At 73.4% G+C, this 17,972-nt stretch carries 16 protein-coding genes; 11 read left to right on the forward strand and 5 right to left on the reverse strand.

Translation table 11 applies throughout. The annotated features are described in order from the left end of the window. Positions 1–39: 39 nt before the first annotated feature. Positions 40–624: a TetR/AcrR family transcriptional regulator gene (locus tag ACTFAP_RS19780; protein ID WP_500467002.1), complete on the forward strand. Its 585-nt coding sequence runs from the start codon at positions 40–42 to the stop codon at positions 622–624. Here the strand turns inward: ACTFAP_RS19780 and ACTFAP_RS19785 are convergent. Further along, positions 614–2,083, reverse strand: a complete 1,470-nt coding sequence (locus tag ACTFAP_RS19785; RefSeq protein WP_495681746.1) for an alpha/beta fold hydrolase — start codon at positions 2,081–2,083, stop codon at positions 614–616. The two genes, ACTFAP_RS19780 and ACTFAP_RS19785, sit on opposite strands and share 11 nt — an antisense overlap. A gap of 138 nt (positions 2,084–2,221) precedes the next feature. Next, entirely contained in the window at positions 2,222–2,842 is a 621-nt protein-coding gene (locus ACTFAP_RS19790; RefSeq protein ID WP_495681747.1) for an SACE_7040 family transcriptional regulator, read from the reverse strand. Positions 2,843–2,931: 89 nt separating this feature from the next. Here ACTFAP_RS19790 and ACTFAP_RS19795 point away from each other — a divergent pair, with 89 nt between their 5' ends. From ACTFAP_RS19795 to ACTFAP_RS19815, 5 genes are all read left to right on the forward strand, one after another. Beyond that, on the forward strand, positions 2,932–4,563 hold the full coding sequence (locus tag ACTFAP_RS19795; protein ID WP_500467003.1) for a carboxyl transferase domain-containing protein: 1,632 nt from the start codon (positions 2,932–2,934) through the stop codon (positions 4,561–4,563). A 29-nt stretch (positions 4,564–4,592) separates the two neighbouring features. Next, complete coding sequence (locus ACTFAP_RS19800) at positions 4,593–6,608, forward strand: acetyl/propionyl/methylcrotonyl-CoA carboxylase subunit alpha (protein ID WP_500469503.1); 2,016 nt, start codon at positions 4,593–4,595, stop codon at positions 6,606–6,608. Positions 6,609–6,622: 14 nt separating this feature from the next. Continuing rightward, positions 6,623–7,552, forward strand: coding sequence for a hydroxymethylglutaryl-CoA lyase (locus ACTFAP_RS19805; protein WP_495684981.1), 930 nt, complete (start codon positions 6,623–6,625; stop codon positions 7,550–7,552). 3 nt (positions 7,553–7,555) lie between these two features. Further along, the gene (locus ACTFAP_RS19810; protein ID WP_495681749.1) at positions 7,556–8,713 is read left to right on the forward strand and encodes an acyl-CoA dehydrogenase family protein; all 1,158 of its coding nucleotides are present in this window, start codon (positions 7,556–7,558) and stop codon (positions 8,711–8,713) included. Between the two features lie 101 nt (positions 8,714–8,814). Next, positions 8,815–9,711 carry a DUF4429 domain-containing protein gene (locus tag ACTFAP_RS19815; protein WP_495681750.1) on the forward strand — a complete coding sequence of 299 codons (897 nt, stop codon included), beginning with the start codon at positions 8,815–8,817 and terminating at the stop codon, positions 9,709–9,711. A gap of 72 nt (positions 9,712–9,783) precedes the next feature. Here ACTFAP_RS19815 and ACTFAP_RS19820 read toward each other — a convergent pair whose 3' ends face one another. Together ACTFAP_RS19820 and ACTFAP_RS19825 are read right to left on the reverse strand one after the other, a co-directional pair. Then, on the reverse strand, positions 9,784–10,467 hold the full coding sequence (locus ACTFAP_RS19820; RefSeq protein WP_500467004.1) for a hypothetical protein: 684 nt from the start codon (positions 10,465–10,467) through the stop codon (positions 9,784–9,786). A 34-nt stretch (positions 10,468–10,501) separates the two neighbouring features. Then, a complete protein-coding gene (locus ACTFAP_RS19825) occupies positions 10,502–11,518 on the reverse strand; it encodes an ABC transporter substrate-binding protein (RefSeq protein WP_500467005.1) in 1,017 nt (338 codons plus the stop codon). 121 nt (positions 11,519–11,639) lie between these two features. Between ACTFAP_RS19825 and ACTFAP_RS19830 the strand changes: the two genes are divergently transcribed. The 5 genes from ACTFAP_RS19830 (at position 11,640) to glmS (ending at position 16,918) form a co-directional block, all read left to right on the forward strand. Beyond that, positions 11,640–12,713 (forward strand): FecCD family ABC transporter permease, encoded by a 1,074-nt coding sequence (locus ACTFAP_RS19830; protein ID WP_390117838.1) that lies wholly within the window; start codon positions 11,640–11,642, stop codon positions 12,711–12,713. Then, positions 12,710–13,813: a FecCD family ABC transporter permease gene (locus ACTFAP_RS19835; RefSeq protein ID WP_500467006.1), complete on the forward strand. Its 1,104-nt coding sequence runs from the start codon at positions 12,710–12,712 to the stop codon at positions 13,811–13,813. The genes ACTFAP_RS19830 and ACTFAP_RS19835 overlap by 4 nt, the downstream gene beginning before the upstream one ends. A gap of 1 nt (position 13,814) precedes the next feature. Beyond that, on the forward strand, positions 13,815–14,654 hold the full coding sequence (locus tag ACTFAP_RS19840; protein WP_500467007.1) for an ABC transporter ATP-binding protein: 840 nt from the start codon (positions 13,815–13,817) through the stop codon (positions 14,652–14,654). A 72-nt stretch (positions 14,655–14,726) separates the two neighbouring features. Further along, positions 14,727–15,005, forward strand: coding sequence for a hypothetical protein (locus tag ACTFAP_RS19845; protein ID WP_030737162.1), 279 nt, complete (start codon positions 14,727–14,729; stop codon positions 15,003–15,005). A 92-nt stretch (positions 15,006–15,097) separates the two neighbouring features. Further along, positions 15,098–16,918 (forward strand): glutamine--fructose-6-phosphate transaminase (isomerizing), encoded by a 1,821-nt coding sequence (gene glmS / locus ACTFAP_RS19850; RefSeq protein WP_030737159.1) that lies wholly within the window; start codon positions 15,098–15,100, stop codon positions 16,916–16,918. A 419-nt stretch (positions 16,919–17,337) separates the two neighbouring features. On the opposite strand, the gene ACTFAP_RS19855 is transcribed toward glmS, so the two are convergent. Further along, positions 17,338–17,859 carry a universal stress protein gene (locus tag ACTFAP_RS19855; protein WP_390117228.1) on the reverse strand — a complete coding sequence of 174 codons (522 nt, stop codon included), beginning with the start codon at positions 17,857–17,859 and terminating at the stop codon, positions 17,338–17,340. Between the last annotated feature and the right edge of the window lie 113 nt (positions 17,860–17,972).

Below are 17,972 nucleotides of genomic sequence, written 5' to 3' on the forward strand. Positions count from 1 at the left end.
GCAAGGTGCCGGTAAAGAAGCGGCGAAGGGCGGGCAGTCATGGCAGGCGCGGGGCGCCGGTCGGGGCAGGACACCAAGGCCAGGATTCAGGAGGTCGCCCTGGACCTCTTCACCGAGCGGGGCTACGAGGCCACCTCGATGCGGGAGATCGCCGAACGGCTCGGCATCACCAAAGCCGCCCTGTACTACCACTTCACGAACAAAGAGGACATCGTCGTCTCGCTCTTCAACCGGCAGATGACCGCCGTCGACGAGCTGATCGACTGGGCGAGCGGGCAGCCGCCCGGCCCCGAACTGCGTCGCGAGGTCATCGAGCGCTGGAGCGCGCTGACCGCCCGGCAGGGTGTGCGGATGTTCCGCTTCGCCATGGCCAACCAGCACACCCTGCGCGAGCTGAAACCGGGCCGGGAAGGCATGTTCCAGCGCTTCCAGCTGCTGTTCGACGCGGTCACCGACCCGGACGCCCCGCTGGAGGAGAAGCTGCGCACCCGGCTCGCGCTGCTGACCGTGCAGATGAGCATGATGGCGGGCCGGGACCTGGACGCGACGGACGAGGAGCTGGCGGAGGCTGCCCGGGGGATCTCCCTGGAACTGCTCGGCCTGCGGGCCGGCCCTAGCAGCTGAGGTCGGCCACCGGCAGCGTGCCGTCCCGGAAGTAGGCGTTCACCGCCTCGTCGGCACACGGCACCGGGGTCAGCCCGTCCGCGCCGCGCCCGTAGACGCCGTGCGCGCGCAGCTCGGCGGTGAGCAGCCGGGAGCCCGTCAGCCGTTCGTGCAGGGCCACCCCGCCCGGGTGCGGGGTGTTGACATCGCCGCGTGCCTGGAGCATCAGCAGCTCCACGTCGTTCCCGATGGCGACCCGCTCGCCGCGCGGCTCCGCCCAGAAGGCGCATGCGGAGACGGCACCCGCGACGGGGGCGAACACCGGCTCGGTGGCGCGCCGCTCCTCGATGCTCCGCCAGTACTCCTCGGCTTCGCGCGGGAAGCCGCCGGCCGGCCAGCCGGGGTCGGCGCACATGGTGAAGCTCGGCACCGCGAAGATCTCGTCGAGGTCCGGGGAGTTCAGGAGCGCGAGCCACATCTCCAGCTCCGGCCCCGGTTCGACGGACTCGCCGGCCGCCGCACGCGCCAGGTCCCGGGCGGTCGCGGCCAGCACGGGATCGTGCTCCTCGTTCTGGACGAGCTGCCGTACGACGAGTCGCAGCGTCCCGGCGTCCACCCGGTAGCCGCCCACGGTGAGCGGTGTGTGTTCGGCGTGCGTCAGGACGTCCCGCAGTGTCCGCGCCGTCTCCGGCTCCAGCGCCGCCTCGGCGGGCGCTCCGGCGTCCCGCAGGAGCGTGTACTGGTCGGCGGCCGGATCGGTGGAGCTGTCCAGCACGATCCGGCCCGCCCGGTCCGGGAACAACTGGGTGTAGACGGCGCCCAGATCGGCGCCGTAGGAGACTCCGTAGAACGACAGCTCGGACCGGCCGAGCGCTGCGCGGATCACGTCCATGTCGCGGGCGATGGCGGCAGTGGTGCCGTGCGGCAGCAGGGTCGCGTTGTCCCCGTGCTCCTGGCAGCGGCGGGCGGTGTCCTCGGCGGCGGACACCGAGCGGTCGAAGTCGGCGCGTGGTGTGGTCCGTTCCGGGATCTCACGCGGCTCACCCGGCGTGCAGCCGAGCGGGGTGCTGGCGCCGACGAACCGGGGGTCGAAGCCGATCAGGTCGTAGCCGTCGGCCGCGTCCCCCAGCGTCTCGCGCAGCCACAGCGGAAGGTCAAGACCGGGGCCGCCGGGGCCGCCCGGGTTGCTCAGCAGGACACCCCGATCGGCCGGGTCACCGGCGCCCTCCAGCCGGGAGAGGGCCAGCGTGATGGTCGCCCCGTCCGGATCGGCGTGGTCCAGCGGAACGGTCAGCTCCGCGCAGGTGCCGCCGGCCTGCGTCAGGTGTGCGTAACCGTCGGGGCAGGCGCCCCAGTGCACTTCCTGCTCCTCGAAGGCGATGAGCGGAGACGGGGTCGCCGCCCCGGTGGCGCAGGCCGTGCCGGCCAGGGACAGTGCGGCCAGTGCCAGACACAGCGCGGCGGCCTTGGTGGTTCGCATGGGTGGTGAGGTCCTCTCCCGTGTCGAGATGGTCCGTTCGGTTCCTCCGGTCGGATCCGGAGGGCCGGTCGGCCCACCCGACGTTAGGGGCGAGTTGATCACCGCGGGATGGGGTGGCCCGGTGGGTGCCCGCGGGGGCTAACCCCCGGACGCGGCGGTCCCGCCCGCCGCCTCGAAGGCGCCCGACGCCAGCCGGTGCAGCAGGGCCGCCGTCGCCTCGCGGTCCGGCGCGGCGCCCGGCCGCACCAGGCGCGGGGTGGAGTTCAGCAGGCCGAAGACCGCGTGAACGGCCGTCCGCGCCTCCGCCTCGGCCAGCCCGGGGTGCACCTCGCGCACGATCTCCACCCACAGCTCCACGTACTGCCGCTGAAGCTGCCGCACCTGCTTGCGGTCCGCCTCCGGCACCCGGTTCAGCTCCCGGTCGTGCAGGGTGATCAGCGCCCGGTCGTCCAGCGCGAAGTCGATGTGCCCGGCGATCAGCGCGTCCAGTGCCTCGCGCGGCGGCAGCCCGGCCGCCCTGGCCTCGGCCACCCGCTGCCGTCCGCCGTCCCGCAGCCGGCTGCTGATGCCCACCAGCAGCTCGGTGAGCATGGCCTCCTTGCCGGCGAAGTGCCGGTACAGCGCCGGTCCGCTGATGCCGACCGCCGCCCCTATCTGGTCGACCCCGATGCCGAGGAAGCCGTGCTCGGCGAAGAGCCGGGACGCCTCGCGCAGGATCTGTTCTCTGCGGGTTCCGGCGGGCCCGGCGTGCGTGTTCATGGATCCGATTGTAGACAGTCCGGTTAGCGAGCGTTAACCTGACGCTCGGCACACCGCTCCGCACAGCTGGTAAGGGAGGCCGAGCGATCATGCGGCAGGCACAGACTCCGCAGGCACCGGTGCTCACCAGCGCCGCAGACCCCGCCTCGGCGGCGTACGGCGCCAACGAGGCCGCCCACCGGGAACTGGCCGCCCGGCTCCGCGAGAAACTGGCCACCGCCCGGCTCGGCGGCGGCGAACGCGCCCGCGCCCGGCACACCGCCCGGGGCAAGCTGCTGCCCCGCGACCGCGTGGACGCCCTCCTGGACCCCGGCTCGCCCTTCCTGGAACTGGCCCCGCTCGCCGCCGACGGCATGTACGACGGGCAGGCCCCCGCCGCCGGGGTGATCGCCGGCATCGGCCGGGTCTCGGGACGGCTGGCCGTCATCGTCGCCAACGACGCCACCGTCAAGGGCGGGGCGTACTTCCCGATGACGGTCAAGAAGCATCTGCGTGCCCAGGAGATCGCCCTGGAGAACCGTCTCCCGTGCCTGTATCTCGTCGACTCCGGCGGCGCGTTCCTGCCGATGCAGGACGAGGTCTTCCCCGACCGCGACCACTTCGGCCGGATCTTCTACCACCAGGCCAGGCTGTCGGGCGCGGGCATCCCGCAGATCGCCGCCGTGCTCGGCTCCTGCACGGCCGGCGGCGCCTACGTCCCCGCCATGAGCGACGAGGCCGTCATCGTCCGCGACCAGGGCACCATCTTCCTGGGCGGCCCGCCCCTGGTGAAGGCCGCCACCGGCGAGGTCGTCACCGCCGAGGAACTGGGCGGCGGCGACGTCCACACCAAGACCTCCGGCGTCACCGACCACCTCGCCGAGAACGACGCCCACGCGCTGCGCATCGTCCGCAGCATCGTCTCCACCCTCCCGGCCGCGCCCGCGCCGCCCTGGGAGGTCACCGCGCCCGAGCCGCCGGCCGCCGACGAGGAGGGCCTGTACGGGGTGGTCCCCGCCGATCCGCGCACCCCCTACGACGTGCGCGAGGTCATCGCCCGGCTGGTGGACGGCTCCCGCTTCCACGAGTTCAAGGAACGCTACGGCCCCACCCTGGTCACCGGATTCGCCCGCATCCACGGCCATCCGGTCGGCGTCATCGCCAACAACGGCATCCTGTTCTCCGAATCCGCCCAGAAGGGCGCCCACTTCATCGAGCTGTGCGACCAGCGCGGCATCCCGTTGCTGTTCCTGCAGAACATCTCCGGCTTCATGGTGGGGCGGGCGTACGAGGCCGGCGGCATCGCCAAGCACGGCGCCAAGATGGTCACCGCCGTCTCCTGCGCCCGCGTCCCCAAGCTCACCGTCGTCATCGGCGGCAGCTACGGGGCCGGCAACTACTCGATGTGCGGCCGGGCGTACAGCCCGCGCTTCCTGTGGATGTGGCCCGGCGCCAAGATCTCCGTGATGGGCGGCGAACAGGCCGCCTCCGTCCTGGCCACCGTCAAGCGCGACCAGTTGGCGGCGCGCGGCGAACAGTGGCCGGACGCCGATGAGGAGGCGTTCAAGGAGCCGATCCGGGCCGGCTACGAGGCCCAGGGCAACGCCTACTACGCCACCGCCCGGCTGTGGGACGACGGCGTCATCGACCCGCTGCAGACCCGTACGGTCCTCGGCCTGGCGCTCACGGTGTGCGCGGGTGCCCCGCTGGGCGAGCCCGGCTACGGCGTCTTCCGGATGTGAGTGAGGGAGCAGCAGTGGCAGCGAACGTGATGATGGAGAGCGTGCTGGTCGCCAACCGGGGCGAGATCGCGGTGCGGATCATCCGCACCCTGCGCCGGCTGGGCATCCGCGCCATCGCCGTGTACAGCGACGCGGACGCCGGCGCCCGGCACGTGCGGGAGGCGGACACGGCCGTCCGCATCGGCCCCGCCCCGGCCGCCGACAGCTATCTGTCGGTCGAGGCGCTGCTGGCGGCGGCGCACCGCACCGGGGCCGCGGCCGTCCACCCCGGCTACGGCTTCCTCGCCGAGAACGCCGCCTTCGCGCGGGCCGTGACCGCCGCCGGGCTCATCTTCGTGGGCCCGCCGGCCGAGGCGATCGCGCTGATGGGCGACAAGATCCGCGCCAAGGAGACGGTCGCGGCGGCCGGGGTCCCGGTGGTGCCCGGCGCCTCGGGCGCCGAACTGGCCGCCGCGGCCCGCAAGCTGGGCATGCCGGTGCTGCTGAAGCCGTCGGCGGGCGGTGGCGGCAAGGGCATGCGGCTGGTGCGCGAGGAGGCCCGCCTGGAGGAGGAGATCGGCGCCGCCCGGCGGCAGGCGCTGGCCGCCTTCGGCGACGACACCCTGCTGGTGGAACGCTGGATCGACCGGCCGCGGCACATCGAGATCCAGGTGTTCGCGGACGACCACGGCAACGTCGTCCACCTCGGCGAACGCGAGTGCTCCCTCCAGCGCCGCCACCAGAAGATCATCGAGGAGGCGCCCAGCCCGCTGCTGGATCCGGCCACCCGCGCCGCCATGGGCGAGGCCGCCGTCGCCGCCGCCCGCTCCTGCGGCTACCGGGGCGCGGGCACGGTCGAGTTCATCGTCCCCGGCGCCGACCCCGGCGCGTACTGCTTCATGGAGATGAACACCCGCCTGCAGGTCGAGCACCCCGTCACCGAACTCGTCACCGGGGTCGACCTGGTGGAGTGGCAGCTGCGGGTCGCCGCCGGGCAGCCGCTGCCGCTGGGCCAGGAGGAGATCACGCTCACCGGGCACGCGGTGGAGGCCCGGCTGTGCGCGGAGACGCCGCGCGTCGCGCAGGACGCGGACGGGCGGCGGCACGTGGACTTCCTGCCCTCGGCCGGGCGGGTGCTGCTGCTGCGCGAGCCGGCGGGGGAGGGGGTACGGGTGGACTCCGGGCTGCGCGAGGGCGTCGGCGGCGAGGTCGGCACGGCGTACGACCCGCTGCTCGCCAAGATCATCGCGTACGGCCCCGACCGGTCCGCGGCGCTGGGCCGGCTGCGGGCCGCGCTGGGCTCCACGGTGGTGCTGGGCGTGGACACCAACGCGGGCTTCCTGCGCCGGCTGCTGGCGGATGAGCGGGTGGTGGCGGGCGCCCTGGACACCGGCCTGGTGGACGCGGACGCGGCGGCGCTGGTGCCGCAGGAGGTGCCACGGGAGGTGTACGCGGCGGCGGCGCTGCTGGCGCACGCCGCGCTGGAGCCCGCCCCGGATCCCGGCACCGGCTGGAGCGACCCGTTCGCCGCGCCGTCCGGGTGGCGGCTGGGCGCCGAACCGGCCTGGACACCGCATCCCCTGCGGGTGCCGGGGCGGGAGCCCGTCACGGTGCGCGTGCGCCCCGGGGAGGTACGGATCGGGGACGCCGACCCCGTGCCCGCCCGTCTGCTGTCGGCGCCCGGCGAGGCGGACGTCCACCTGGAGTATGCGGGGTACACGTATCACTTCGCGTACGCCGACGGATGGCTCGGCCGGGACGGGGACAGCTGGCACCCGCGCCCGTACGACGCGCTGGCCGCCGCGGCGCGCGGCGCCACCGAGGCCGGCGCCGACGCCCTCACCGCGCCGATGCCCGGCACCGTCACCGTCGTCAAGGCGGCGGCCGGCGACGAGGTGAGCGCCGGACAGACCCTGCTGGTCGTCGAGGCCATGAAGATGGAACACCTCATCACCGCCCCGCACGCCGGCACCGTCACCGCCCTCGACGTCACCGCCGGCAGCACCGTCGCCATGGACCAGGTGCTGGCCGTCGTCGCCGCCCACCAGGACGAGGAGACCCCGTGACCGGCGAACTCCCCATGCGTGTCCCCGACCCGGGCCTGCCCGCCCGGGTCCGCATCCACGAGGTGGGCCCCCGGGACGGCCTGCAGAACGAGAAGACGATCGTCCCCGTCGCCGTCAAGGCCGAGTTCATCCATCGGCTGGCCGACGCCGGGCTCAGCACCGTCGAGGCCACCAGCTTCGTCCACCCCGCCTGGGTCCCCCAGCTCGCCGACGCCGCGGAGCTGATGCCGCTGCTGGAGGACCTCGGCGACCGCGCCGTCCGGCTGCCCGTGCTGGTCCCCAACGAACGCGGCCTGGACCGCGCCCTGTCGCTGGGCGTCCGCGAGATCGCGGTGTTCGCCAGCGCCACCGAGTCCTTCGCCCAGGCCAACCTCAACCGCACGGTGGACGAGACCCTCACCATGTTCGAGCCGGTGGTGAGCCGCGCGCTGCGCGCCGAGGTCCCGGTGCGCGGCTACCTCTCCATGTGCTTCGGCGACCCCTGGGAGGGCCCGGTACCGGCCGCGCAGGTGGTGCGCGTCGTGCTGCGCCTGCTCGACCTGGGGTGCGAGGAGATCAGCCTCGGGGACACCATCGGGGTCGCCACCCCGGGGCAGGTCACCGCGCTGCTCGGCGCGCTGGGGGAGGCCGGGGTGCCGCCCGGCCGGCTCGCCGTCCACTTCCACGACACCTACGGCCAGGCCCTGTCCAACACCCTCACCGCCCTGCGGCACGGCGTCACCACCGTCGACGCCTCCGCGGGCGGTCTCGGCGGCTGCCCGTTCGCCAAGAGCGCCACGGGCAACCTCGCCACCGAGGACCTGCTGTGGATGCTCCAGGGCCTGGGCATCGACACCGGCGTCGACCTGCGGCGACTCGTCGCCACCAGTGACTGGCTGGCCTCACACCTCGGCCGGCCCAGCCCCTCGCGCACCGTACGCGCGCTCTCCCACAAGGAGTCCTGACCCATGGCACTGGACCACCGCCTGACCCCGGAGCACGAAGAGCTGCGCCGCACCGTGGAGGCGTTCGCCCACGACGTGGTGGCCCCGAGGATCGGGGAGTTCTACGAACGCCACGCGTTCCCGTACGACATCGTCCGCGAGATGGCCGCCATGGGGCTGTTCGGGCTGCCGTTCCCCGAGGAGTACGGCGGCATGGGCGGCGACTACCTGGCGCTGTGCCTGGCCCTGGAGGAGCTGGCGCGGGTGGACTCCTCGGTGGCCATCACCCTGGAGGCGGGGGTCTCGCTGGGGGCCATGCCGATCTACCGCTACGGCACCGCCGAGCAGAAGGAGCGCTGGCTGCCCAAGCTGTGCTCGGGCGAGATGCTGGGTGCCTTCGGGCTGACCGAGCCCGGCGTCGGCTCCGACGCGGGGGGTACCCGTACCACTGCGGTGCGGGACGGGGACCTGTGGGTGATCAACGGCACCAAGAGCTTCATCACCAACTCCGGGACCGACATCACCGGGCTCGTCACGGTCACCGCCGTCACCGGCCGCAAACCGGACGGCTCCCCGCTGATCTCCACCATCATCGTGCCCTCCGGCACCCCCGGCTTCACGGTGGCCCCCGGCTACTCCAAGGTCGGCTGGAACGCCTCCGACACCCGGGAGCTGTCCTTCTCGGACGTCCGGGTGCCGGTGGAGAACCTGCTGGGCGAGGAGGGCCGCGGGTACGCCCAGTTCCTGCGGATCCTGGACGAGGGCCGGATCGCCATCTCGGCGCTGGGCACCGGGCTCGCGCAGGGCTGCGTGGACGAGTCGGTGCGGTACGCGGGGGAGCGGGAGGCGTTCGGCCGCCCGATCGGCGCCAACCAGGCCATCCAGTTCAAGCTGGCCGACATGGAGATGCGGGCGCACACGGCGCGGCTGGCCTGGCGGGACGCGGCGGCCCGGCTGATGGCGGGCGAGCCGTTCAAGAAGGAGGCGGCGATGGCCAAGCTGCACTCCTCGGACGTGGCCGTGGTCAATGCCAGGGAGGCCACCCAGATCCACGGCGGCTACGGCTTCATGAACGAGTACCCGGTCGCCAGGATGTGGCGCGACGCGAAGATCCTGGAGATCGGGGAGGGCACGAGCGAGGTCCAGCGCATGCTGATCGCCCGGGAAATCGGCGTCGGCTGACCCTCCTGCCGGACGGTGGTGCGCCTGCCCCACGGCGGGGTCCGTGGGGTAGGTGGTGGGGGGAATTTGGCGTTCGCGGCCTGCTGGCACAATCTGGTGACATGGCTGAGATCACCCAGCGAGCCGGTAACTGGTATTTCGACGGCTCGGTGCTGCGCATCGTGCCCGGGCAAGGGAAGGGGGTGCATGCGCTGCGCACCGCTCTGGGGGAGCTGACCGTGCCGCTGGAAGCGGTGGCGGAGGTTTCCTTCGAGCCCGGGCGCAAGCACGACAGATTGCGGCTGCGCCTGCGGGAGGGCGCGGATCCGCTGACACAGGCGACCGGCGGCAAGCTGCCGGCCGTGGCCGATCCGTACCTGCTGGAGGTGCCGCACGACCGGGCGGACGCCGCCCGGGAACTGGCGGCCGAGATCACCGAGGCACTGCGGACCGCGCAGGTGCCCGCGACCCCCACCGACCGCTATCTGCTGCCGGGGCCCCAGGTCCCGATCACGCTGCACGCCTCGGACGGTGAGGCCACCTTCGACGGCGCCCAGATCCGCATCGACTGGGGCTGGGGCGCGGACGACATCAAGAAGAACAGCGGCGCCCGGGTCATCGCGCTGAGCGATCTGGCCGCCGTCGAGTGGGCGCCGCCGCGGATAGAGAACGGCTTCGTCCGGCTGCACCCCAAGGGCGCGCACTCCACCTACAAGCCCTCCCACGACCCCAACTGTGTGGTGATGTGGGGCTGGCGCGAGGTGAAGGACGTCACCGAGTCGGCGCTGTTCGTGGCCGCGCTGGCCGCCCGGCTGCCGCACCCCTCCACCGGGGAGGGGACCGTCCCCGTGCCGGTGCCCGCGCAGCCCGAGCCGCCGCGGGCGGCGAACGGGGACGCGGGCAGCGAGCAGGACGCGGTGCTGCGCCGGCTGTGGGAGCTGGGGGAACTGCACGACACCGGGGTCCTGACCGACGAGGAGTTCGGCGCGGCGAAGAAGGCCCTGCTCAACCGGTTGTAGGACAGCACCACCCGGCCGACCACCGCGCCGTCCGGCCGGTTCCGGCCGTGCGGCCCCCGGCGGGCCGGTGACTCAGCCGGCGGCGCCCTCCGGATCCAGGGGGGCGCCGTCGCCGTTGGGCGGGAGGTCGCCGCGCTGGACCGGGGCGCCGCCGTCCTTGCGCGGCAGTGCCTCGGCCAGCTCGGCGGCGTCGGCCGGGTGCGCGGCCTCCAGCGCGGCGCGCAGCAGGTCGGGGTCGGCGTCCGGGTCGGTCGTGAGGACGGAGATCCGCACGCCGTCGCGGATCCGGTGGAATTCGGTGATGCCCGCCGCCCGGTCGGCGGTGATGTCCGTGTCGGCGGCGCCGGGCTCGGCCCGTTCCACCCGCAGTTCGATCGTCCCGCCCGTGGCCGAGACGTAGGAGCAGCCCCAGCCGTCGTCCCCGATGACCCCCGCCGACTGCGGCGCCAGGGTGTAGCCGGGGATCTCGGTGAGGTAGATCAGCTCCGGGTCCACGCCGGGGAACTCCGCGGGCGCCGAGGGGTCCGCCGGGTCCGCCGGGGCCGTCGGCTCCGCCGGATCGGCGGGCTCGGACGGGTCCGGTGCGTCGGGCGAGGCGGGCGCTGCGGAGGTGTCGGCCGGCGGCGTCGGGTCGACGGCCTCGGCGGCCGGGGCGGCCGGGCCCCCGCTGCCGCAGGCGGTGAGCGGCAGCGCGAGCAGCGGAAGCAGCAGAACGGTCGCGGGCAGACGGCGGCGGGCGGAGCGCTGGGGGATCATGCCCGCATTCTCCGCCCGCCGTCCGTCCCCGGGGTCACTTCGCCGCGTCGACGCCGAAGATCTCCGCCATGTTGTCCAGTACCTGGTCCGCGCCCTGCAGGGACACCGAGGTCATCCAGATGGCGTCGTCGACCTCGTACACGTCGCCGTTCTCCACCGCGCTCAGCCGTTCCCACAGCGGGTTCGCCAGGAACCGCTCCTTGCGGTCCTCACCGCCCGAGTACGTGGTGTAGAAGATCACATCGGCCTCGGCCTGCTCGATCTGCTCCTCGCTGATCTCCAGGGTGAACTCCTCGGGATCGCGCTGGTTCTCCGGCCGGGTCAGCCCCATGTCGGCCAGGATGATGCCGGAGAAGGTGTGCGGCAGATAGATGCGGGTGGGGCCGTCGAGGAACCGGACGACCGAGACGGTCGGGTTGTCGTGTGCGGCGTTGACGGCCTCGCCGATCGCCGCCGCCCGGGTCTCGTACGCGGTGATCTGTTCCGCCGCCCGGTCCTCCGCGCCCAGGGCCTCGCCGACCAGGGCGATGTTGTCCTTCCAGGTCGGCCCGGTGGTGGCGACGAACAGGGTGGGCGCGATGTCGGAGAGCGTGTCGTACAGCTCGTCGTGGCGCACCGTCGCGGAGATGATCAGATCGGGCTCCAGGAGCATGATCTGCTCCAGGTTGGGGCTCTCCAGCGGGCCCACGTCCACCGTGTCCTTGACGGCGTCGCCCAGGTACGCGGGGAAGCCGTCCAGGTTGCGGTAGCCGCCGACGCCGGCCACGAGGTTGCCGTCCAGGGCCACGACCGCCTCGACCAGGCTGTTGTCCAGCGCCACGATCCGCTGCGGCGCGGCCGGGATCTCGGTGCTGCCCTTGTCGTGGGTGACGGTGCGCGGGAACGAGGCGTCGCCGGAGCCGGCGTCGGTGGCACTGTTGTCGCTGTTGTCGCTGTCGGCCGGCGAGGATCCGCCGTCGGACCCGCAGCCGGCCAGCCCGGCGGCCAGCGCGGTCATCAGCGCGAAGGCGCCAACGCGGTGGCGCCAGCGGCGCCGCAGGGGGGTGGTCACGGGTCCCTCTTTCGTTTTAGGTAAGGCTTGCCTTGGTAAGGGCGGTGTGAGCATAGCCAGCGTCCGGTGACCGGCGGAAGACGGGGGTGGCGAACCGCACAAGTCAGGCTTGCCTTACCTTGTGGGCGTGTCCGACACCTCCGCCAGTACCGCCGACGCCGTCCAGGCGCCGCCGGCCCCGCCCCCGCCCGGCCGTGGCCGCCCGGCCCGTACGGTCGCGCTGCTCGTGCTGCTGCTCGCCCTGGTCGCCGCCGTGTTCGCCTCCCTCGCCATCGGCAGCAAACCGGTCGCGTTCGGCGATGTGCTGGCCGCGCTCACCGGAAGCCGCGAGGGCGACGCCGTGGTGGTGCGCGACCTGCGCCTCCCGCGTACGGTGCTGGGCCTGCTGGTGGGTCTCGCGCTCGGCGCCGCCGGGGCCGTGGCCCAGGACATCACCCGCAACCCGCTGGGCGATCCGGGCCTGATCGGGGTCAGCGCCGGGGCGGCCTTCGCCGTCGCGGCCGGCATCGGGCTGTTCTCGCTCACCCACTCCTACCAGTACATCTGGTTCGCGTTTCTCGGCGGCGCCCTCGCCGGACTGCTCGCCTACACGGTCGGCGGCACCGGCTACGGAGGCGCCACCCCCGCCAAACTCGCCCTGGCCGGCGCCGCCGTGACGCTCTTCCTCGGCTCGTTCACCAGCGCGCTGGTCCTGCTCGACGTCAACACCCTGGACCAGTACCGCTCCTGGGCCGTCGGCTCACTCGCCGGGCGCGACGCCGCACTCGGCCCGCAGCTCGCGCCGTTCGTCGTCATCGGCCTGGTGCTGGCCATCGCGCTCAGCGGGCGGCTCAACGCCCTCGCGCTCGGCGACGACCTCGCCACCACGCTCGGCGCCAAGGTGCGCACCACCCGCGCGCTGGGCGCGGTCGCCGTGATCGTGCTGACCGGCGCCGCGGTGGCCGCCGCCGGCCCCGTCACCTTCGTCGGCCTCGTCATCCCGCATCTGGTCCGCGCCGTCACCGGCCCGGACGCCCGCTGGCTGATCCCCTGCTCGGCGCTGGGCGGCGGCGTCCTGCTGCTGACCGCCGACGTCATCGGCCGGGTGGTGGCCAGGCCCGGAGAACTGGAGGCCGGAGTGATCACCGCCGTCATCGGCGCCCCCTTCCTGGCCGTCATGGTCAAGCGCGGCAAGCTGCGGGAGCACACCCGATGAGCCGCACCGGCGCCCCGCCGAAGCCCGGGACCCGTACCGGCCCGCGTACCGCGCTGACCGCCGAGGCCGGCCCCTTCGGGCTGCGCGTACCGGTGCGGGTGGTCACCACCGTCCTGGCGCTGCTGCTCGCCGGCTTCGCCGCCTTCACCGCCTCCGTCTCCCTGGGCACCTACGCCATCCCGCTGCCCGACGTGCTGGGCGCGCTGTTCGGCTACGGGGACGGGGCCGCCGATCTCGTCGTGCACAAGCTGCGGCTGCCCCGCGCCCTGACCGCCGTGCTGGCCGGGCTCGCCTTCGGCATGGCCGGCGCCGTCTACCAGGCCGTCACCCGCAACCCGCTGGCCTCCCCCGACCTCATCGGGATCTCGGCGGGGGCCGGGGCCGGCGCGGTGGCCACCATCCTGTTCGGCGGGGTCACCGCGGCGGGCGCCGGAACCTTCGGCGCGGTGCCCTTCGGGGCGCTGGGCGGCGCGCTGCTCACCGCCGCCGTGATCTACGCCTTCGCCTACCGGGGCGGCACCATCACCGGCTACCGCTTCGTCCTGGTGGGCATCGCCGCCGCCGGGGCGCTGGCCGCGCTCACCCGCTGGATGCTGGCCCGCGCCGACATCGACCAGGCCGCGCGCGCCATGGTCTGGCTCACCGGCTCGCTCAACGGCCGCAGCTGGTCGCACGTCGCCTGGGTCGGCTGGGCGCTGCTGATCCTGGTGCCGCTCACCTTCGCGCTGGCCCGCCCCTACCAGCTGCTCCAGTTCGACGACTCCACCGCGCTCAGCCTGGGCATGCGGCTGCACCGGGCGCGCGTCGTGCTGCTGATCGCCGCGACCTGCCTGGCCGCGGTGGCGACCGCGGTGGCGGGCCCGGTCGCCTTCGTGGCCCTGGGCGCCCCGCAGATCGCCCGCCGGGTCGCCGGCACCGCCGGGGTGCCGCTGCTCACCTCCGGGCTGATGGGCGCCGTCCTGATGCTGGCCGCCGACCTCGCCGGGCGGCTGGTGCTCGCCCCGACCGAACTGCCGGTCGGCATCGTCACCGGCGCCGTGGGCGCCCCGTACCTGCTGTTCTTGCTCGCCCGCTCCAACCGGGCCGGAAGGGGAGGCTGAGATGCCCGCCGAGACCACCACCACCGCCACGACGGACGCCACGGACGCCGGGGCGGCGCACCTCGGCGCGGCCGGGCTGCGCCTGGAGTACGGGGACCACGTCGTCGCCGAGGACCTCGATCTGCGGATCCCGGACGGCAAGGTGACGGTGCTGGTCGGGCCGAACGCCTGCGGCAAGTCCACCGCCCTGCGCGCCCTCGCCAGGCTGCTGAAGCCCGCCGCCGGGGCGGTGCACCTGGACGGCCGGGACATCGCCGCCCTGGGCGCCCGGGAGGTGGCGCTGCGCCTGGCGCTGCTGCCGCAGTCCCCGGCCGCCCCGGACGGCATCACCGTACGGGACCTGGTGGCCCGCGGCCGTACCCCGCACCAGCGCTGGTGGCGGCAGTGGTCGGCGGCCGACGAGGAGGCGGTGGACGCCGCGCTCGCGGCCACCGGGGCCACCGCGCTGGCCGAGCGCTCCCTCGACGCGCTGTCCGGGGGCCAGCGGCAGCGGGTGTGGATCGCGATGGCGCTGGCCCAGGACACCGGGGTGCTCCTGTTGGACGAACCCACCACCTATCTGGACCTCGCCCACCAGGTGGATGTGCTGGAGCTGGTCGCCCGGCTCAACCGGGAGCGCGGACGCACCGTGGTGATGGTGCTGCACGAGCTGAACCTCGCCTGCCGGTACGCCGATCATGTGATCGCCATGCGGGACGGGAAGGTGGCGGCGGCCGGTCCGCCGGCCGAGGTGGTCACCCCCGGGCTGGTGCGGGAGGTGTTCGGACTGCGGGCCGCCGTGATCCCGTGCCCGGTCGCCGGAACCCCGCTGGTCATCCCCGAGCTGGCCGCCCGGGAATGAGAAACGCCACCTCCCTGCCCGATATCGGGCAGATTTGTTGCGGAAACCGTCCTTGATCCGCACTATCGAGGGGTGCTCGAACGTCGGACGTCCTCGCACGAGGACCTCGTGGACCACCTGGTGCGCAGCACGCCGCTCGCCAGGGGTGAGGCCGCGCGTGTCGTCCTCGATGTGCTCGCGTACTTCGACGAGACCATCGAGGAGTACACGCGCCGTCGGCACCGCGAGCTCCAGGGGCACGGACTGACCAATCCGGTGATCTTCGAGCGGATCGCCGAGGAGCTGACACACCGGGCGGTGGCCCCGCCGCGACTGTCGATACGACAGCTGCGGCGGATCGTGTACGGCTGACCGCCGCCGTACCGCGCCCGCCGGACCCGTACACCGTACGCGCCGCCCCACCGCCCGCCCGCAGGAATCAACCAGCCAGGAGGACACCCCTTATGTGTGGAATCGTCGGATACATCGGGAAGCGGGATGTCGCCCCCCTCCTCCTGGAGGGCCTGCAGCGCCTCGAATACCGGGGCTACGACTCCGCCGGCATCGCCATCCACAGCAGCGGCAAGGGCGGCGGCCTCAAGACGGTCAAGAACAAGGGCCGGGTCCGCGACCTGGAGGCCAAGGTCCCCGCCCGGTTCGCCGGCACCACCGGCATCGCCCACACCCGCTGGGCCACCCACGGCGCCCCCAACGACATCAACGCCCACCCGCACACCGACGCCGCACAGCGGGTCGCCGTCGTCCACAACGGCATCATCGACAACTCCGGCGACCTGCGCGCCAAGCTCACCGCGGACGGCGTCGAGCTGATCTCCGACACCGACACCGAGGTCCTCGCCCACCTCATCGCCCGCGCCCAGTCGCAGACGCTGGAGGAGAAGGTCCGCGAGGCGCTGCGCTACGTCGAGGGCACCTACGGCATCGCCGTGCTGCACGCCGACTTCCCCGACCGCATCGTGGTCGCCCGCAACGGCTCCCCGGTGGTCCTGGGCATCGGCGAGAAGGAGATGTTCGTCGCCTCCGACGTGGCCGCGCTCATCAGCCACACCCGCCAGGTGATCACCCTGGACGACGGCGAGATGGCCACCCTCAAGGCCGACGACTACCGCACGTACACCACGGACGGCTCCCGTACCTCCGCCGCGCCCACCACCGTCGAGTGGGAGGCCGAGAGCTACGACATGGGCGGCCACGACACGTACATGCACAAGGAGATCGCCGAGCAGGCGGACGCCGTGGACCGCGTGCTGCGCGGCCGGATCGACGACCGCTTCGCGACGGTGCGGCTCGGTGGCCTCAACCTCGACGCCCGCGAGGCGCGCACCATGCGCCGGGTGAAGATCCTGGGCTGCGGCTCCGCCTACCACGCCGGCCAGATCGGCGCCCAGCTGATCGAGGAGCTGGCCCGCATCCCCGCGGACGCCGAGCCGGCCAGCGAGTTCCGCTACCGCAACGCGGTGGTGGACCCCGACACCCTGTACATCGCGGTCAGCCAGTCCGGCGAGACCTACGACACCCTCGCCGCCGTGCAGGAGCTCAAGCGCAAGGGCGCCCGGGTGCTGGGCGTGGTGAACGTGGTCGGCTCGGCCATCGCCCGCGAGACCGACGGCGGCGTGTACGTGCACGCAGGGCCCGAGGTGTGCGTAGTGTCCACCAAGTGCTTCACCAACACGGCGGTGGCCTTCGCGCTGCTGGCGCTGCACCTGGGCCGGATCAGGGACCTGTCGGTCTCCGACGGCAAGCGGATCATCGAGGGGCTGCGCAAGCTGCCCGCCCAGATCGCCGAGGTCCTCGCGGACGAGCCGCGCATCGCCAAGCTGGCGGCCGACTTCGCCGACGCCAAGAGCATGATGTTCGTCGGGCGGGTGCGCGGCTACCCCGTGGCCAAGGAGGCATCCCTGAAGCTCAAGGAGGTCTCCTACATCCACGCCGAGGCGTACCCGGCCTCCGAGCTGAAGCACGGCCCGCTGGCGCTCATCGAGCCCGCGACCCCGACCGTCGCGATCATCCCGGACGATGACCTGCTGGAGAAGAACCGGGCCACCCTGGAGGAGATCAAGGCCCGCAGCGGGCGGATCCTGGCGGTGGCGCACAGCGAGCAGGAGAAGGCCGACGACACCATCGTGGTGCCGCGCAACGAGCCCGAGCTGGACCCGGTGCTGATGGGCATCCCGCTGCAGCTGCTGGCGTACCACACGGCGCTGGCGCTGGGCCGGGACATCGACAAGCCGCGCAACCTGGCCAAGTCCGTCACCGTGGAGTAGGCAAGCTCACCGCGGCGTCCTCGCGGCGCAGCGGACAGAGCGGCGGCCCCCGGACGGGGTGCGTGCCACCATACGCACCCCCGGGGGCCGCCATCTCGCGCCGGCGTCGCCCATTACGCCGGCGTGGGGGACAGCCGCCGCCGGGTCCGTCACCTCCCGGCGGCAGCCAGAGGTCTTGCTCCCTGTATGCCCCTCACAAGCGCACAATCCACCCCGCGAGGGGCAGCAATTTGCGGCGGTGTCCCGGCGGCGCGCGACCGGGCGCGCCGGGGCGGGCGCCGGTGGCCCGGGAACGACCCCCGGGGGAGTGGCCGGGCGAAAAGCGGGCAGACGACCCCTGCCGTGCGGCCGGCGGAAGCAGCGGGGCGCACGGGGGCACGACGGCGCGCGCCGGGCGCCGGCGCGCGGTGCCCGGGCCGTTACGGGATGACGATGACCGGCCGCCGGGCCCGGCGGGCCAGCCGCCCGGACACCGAGCCGAACAGCCGCCCCAGCAGCCCCTGGGTGGTGCCCACGACGATGGCGTCCGCCTCGTACTCCTGGCCCACCTCCTCCAGTTCGTGGCAGATGTCGCCGCCACGCTCCAGCAGGACCCAGGGGAGGTCGGTCAGCAGGTCCGAGCACGCGAGCTCCAGACCGATGACCTCGGTGCGGTGGTCGGGGATGTCCACCAGGGCGGGGGGTTCGCATCCCGCCCATACGGTGGTCGGCAGTCGGTTCGCCACATGAACGATGATCAGCCCGGAGCCGGCGCGGTGAGCCATGCCAATGGCGTATGCGAGAGCACGCTCACTGGTGGTCGATCCGTCGAATCCGACTACGACACCATGCTGAAATGCGGGGTCGCGTGTGTACCGCTCGTCGTCGGCGGGCGCGGGGGGAGTGGACGGATCCGCGAGACGCTTGCGGTCCGTGGGTTCTGGGAGCTCGTATCCAGCCATCAGTGCCTCGGCGGGCGGTCAGCGAGGAGACCTCGTGAGCACGGCAGGGACGGGTGTGGGACACGGAAGGGCCCACGTCAAGGCTGTTTCCTCAGCCACAAGCCCACCTCCAG

This window comes from Streptomyces sp. PH9007 (assembly GCF_059813725.1).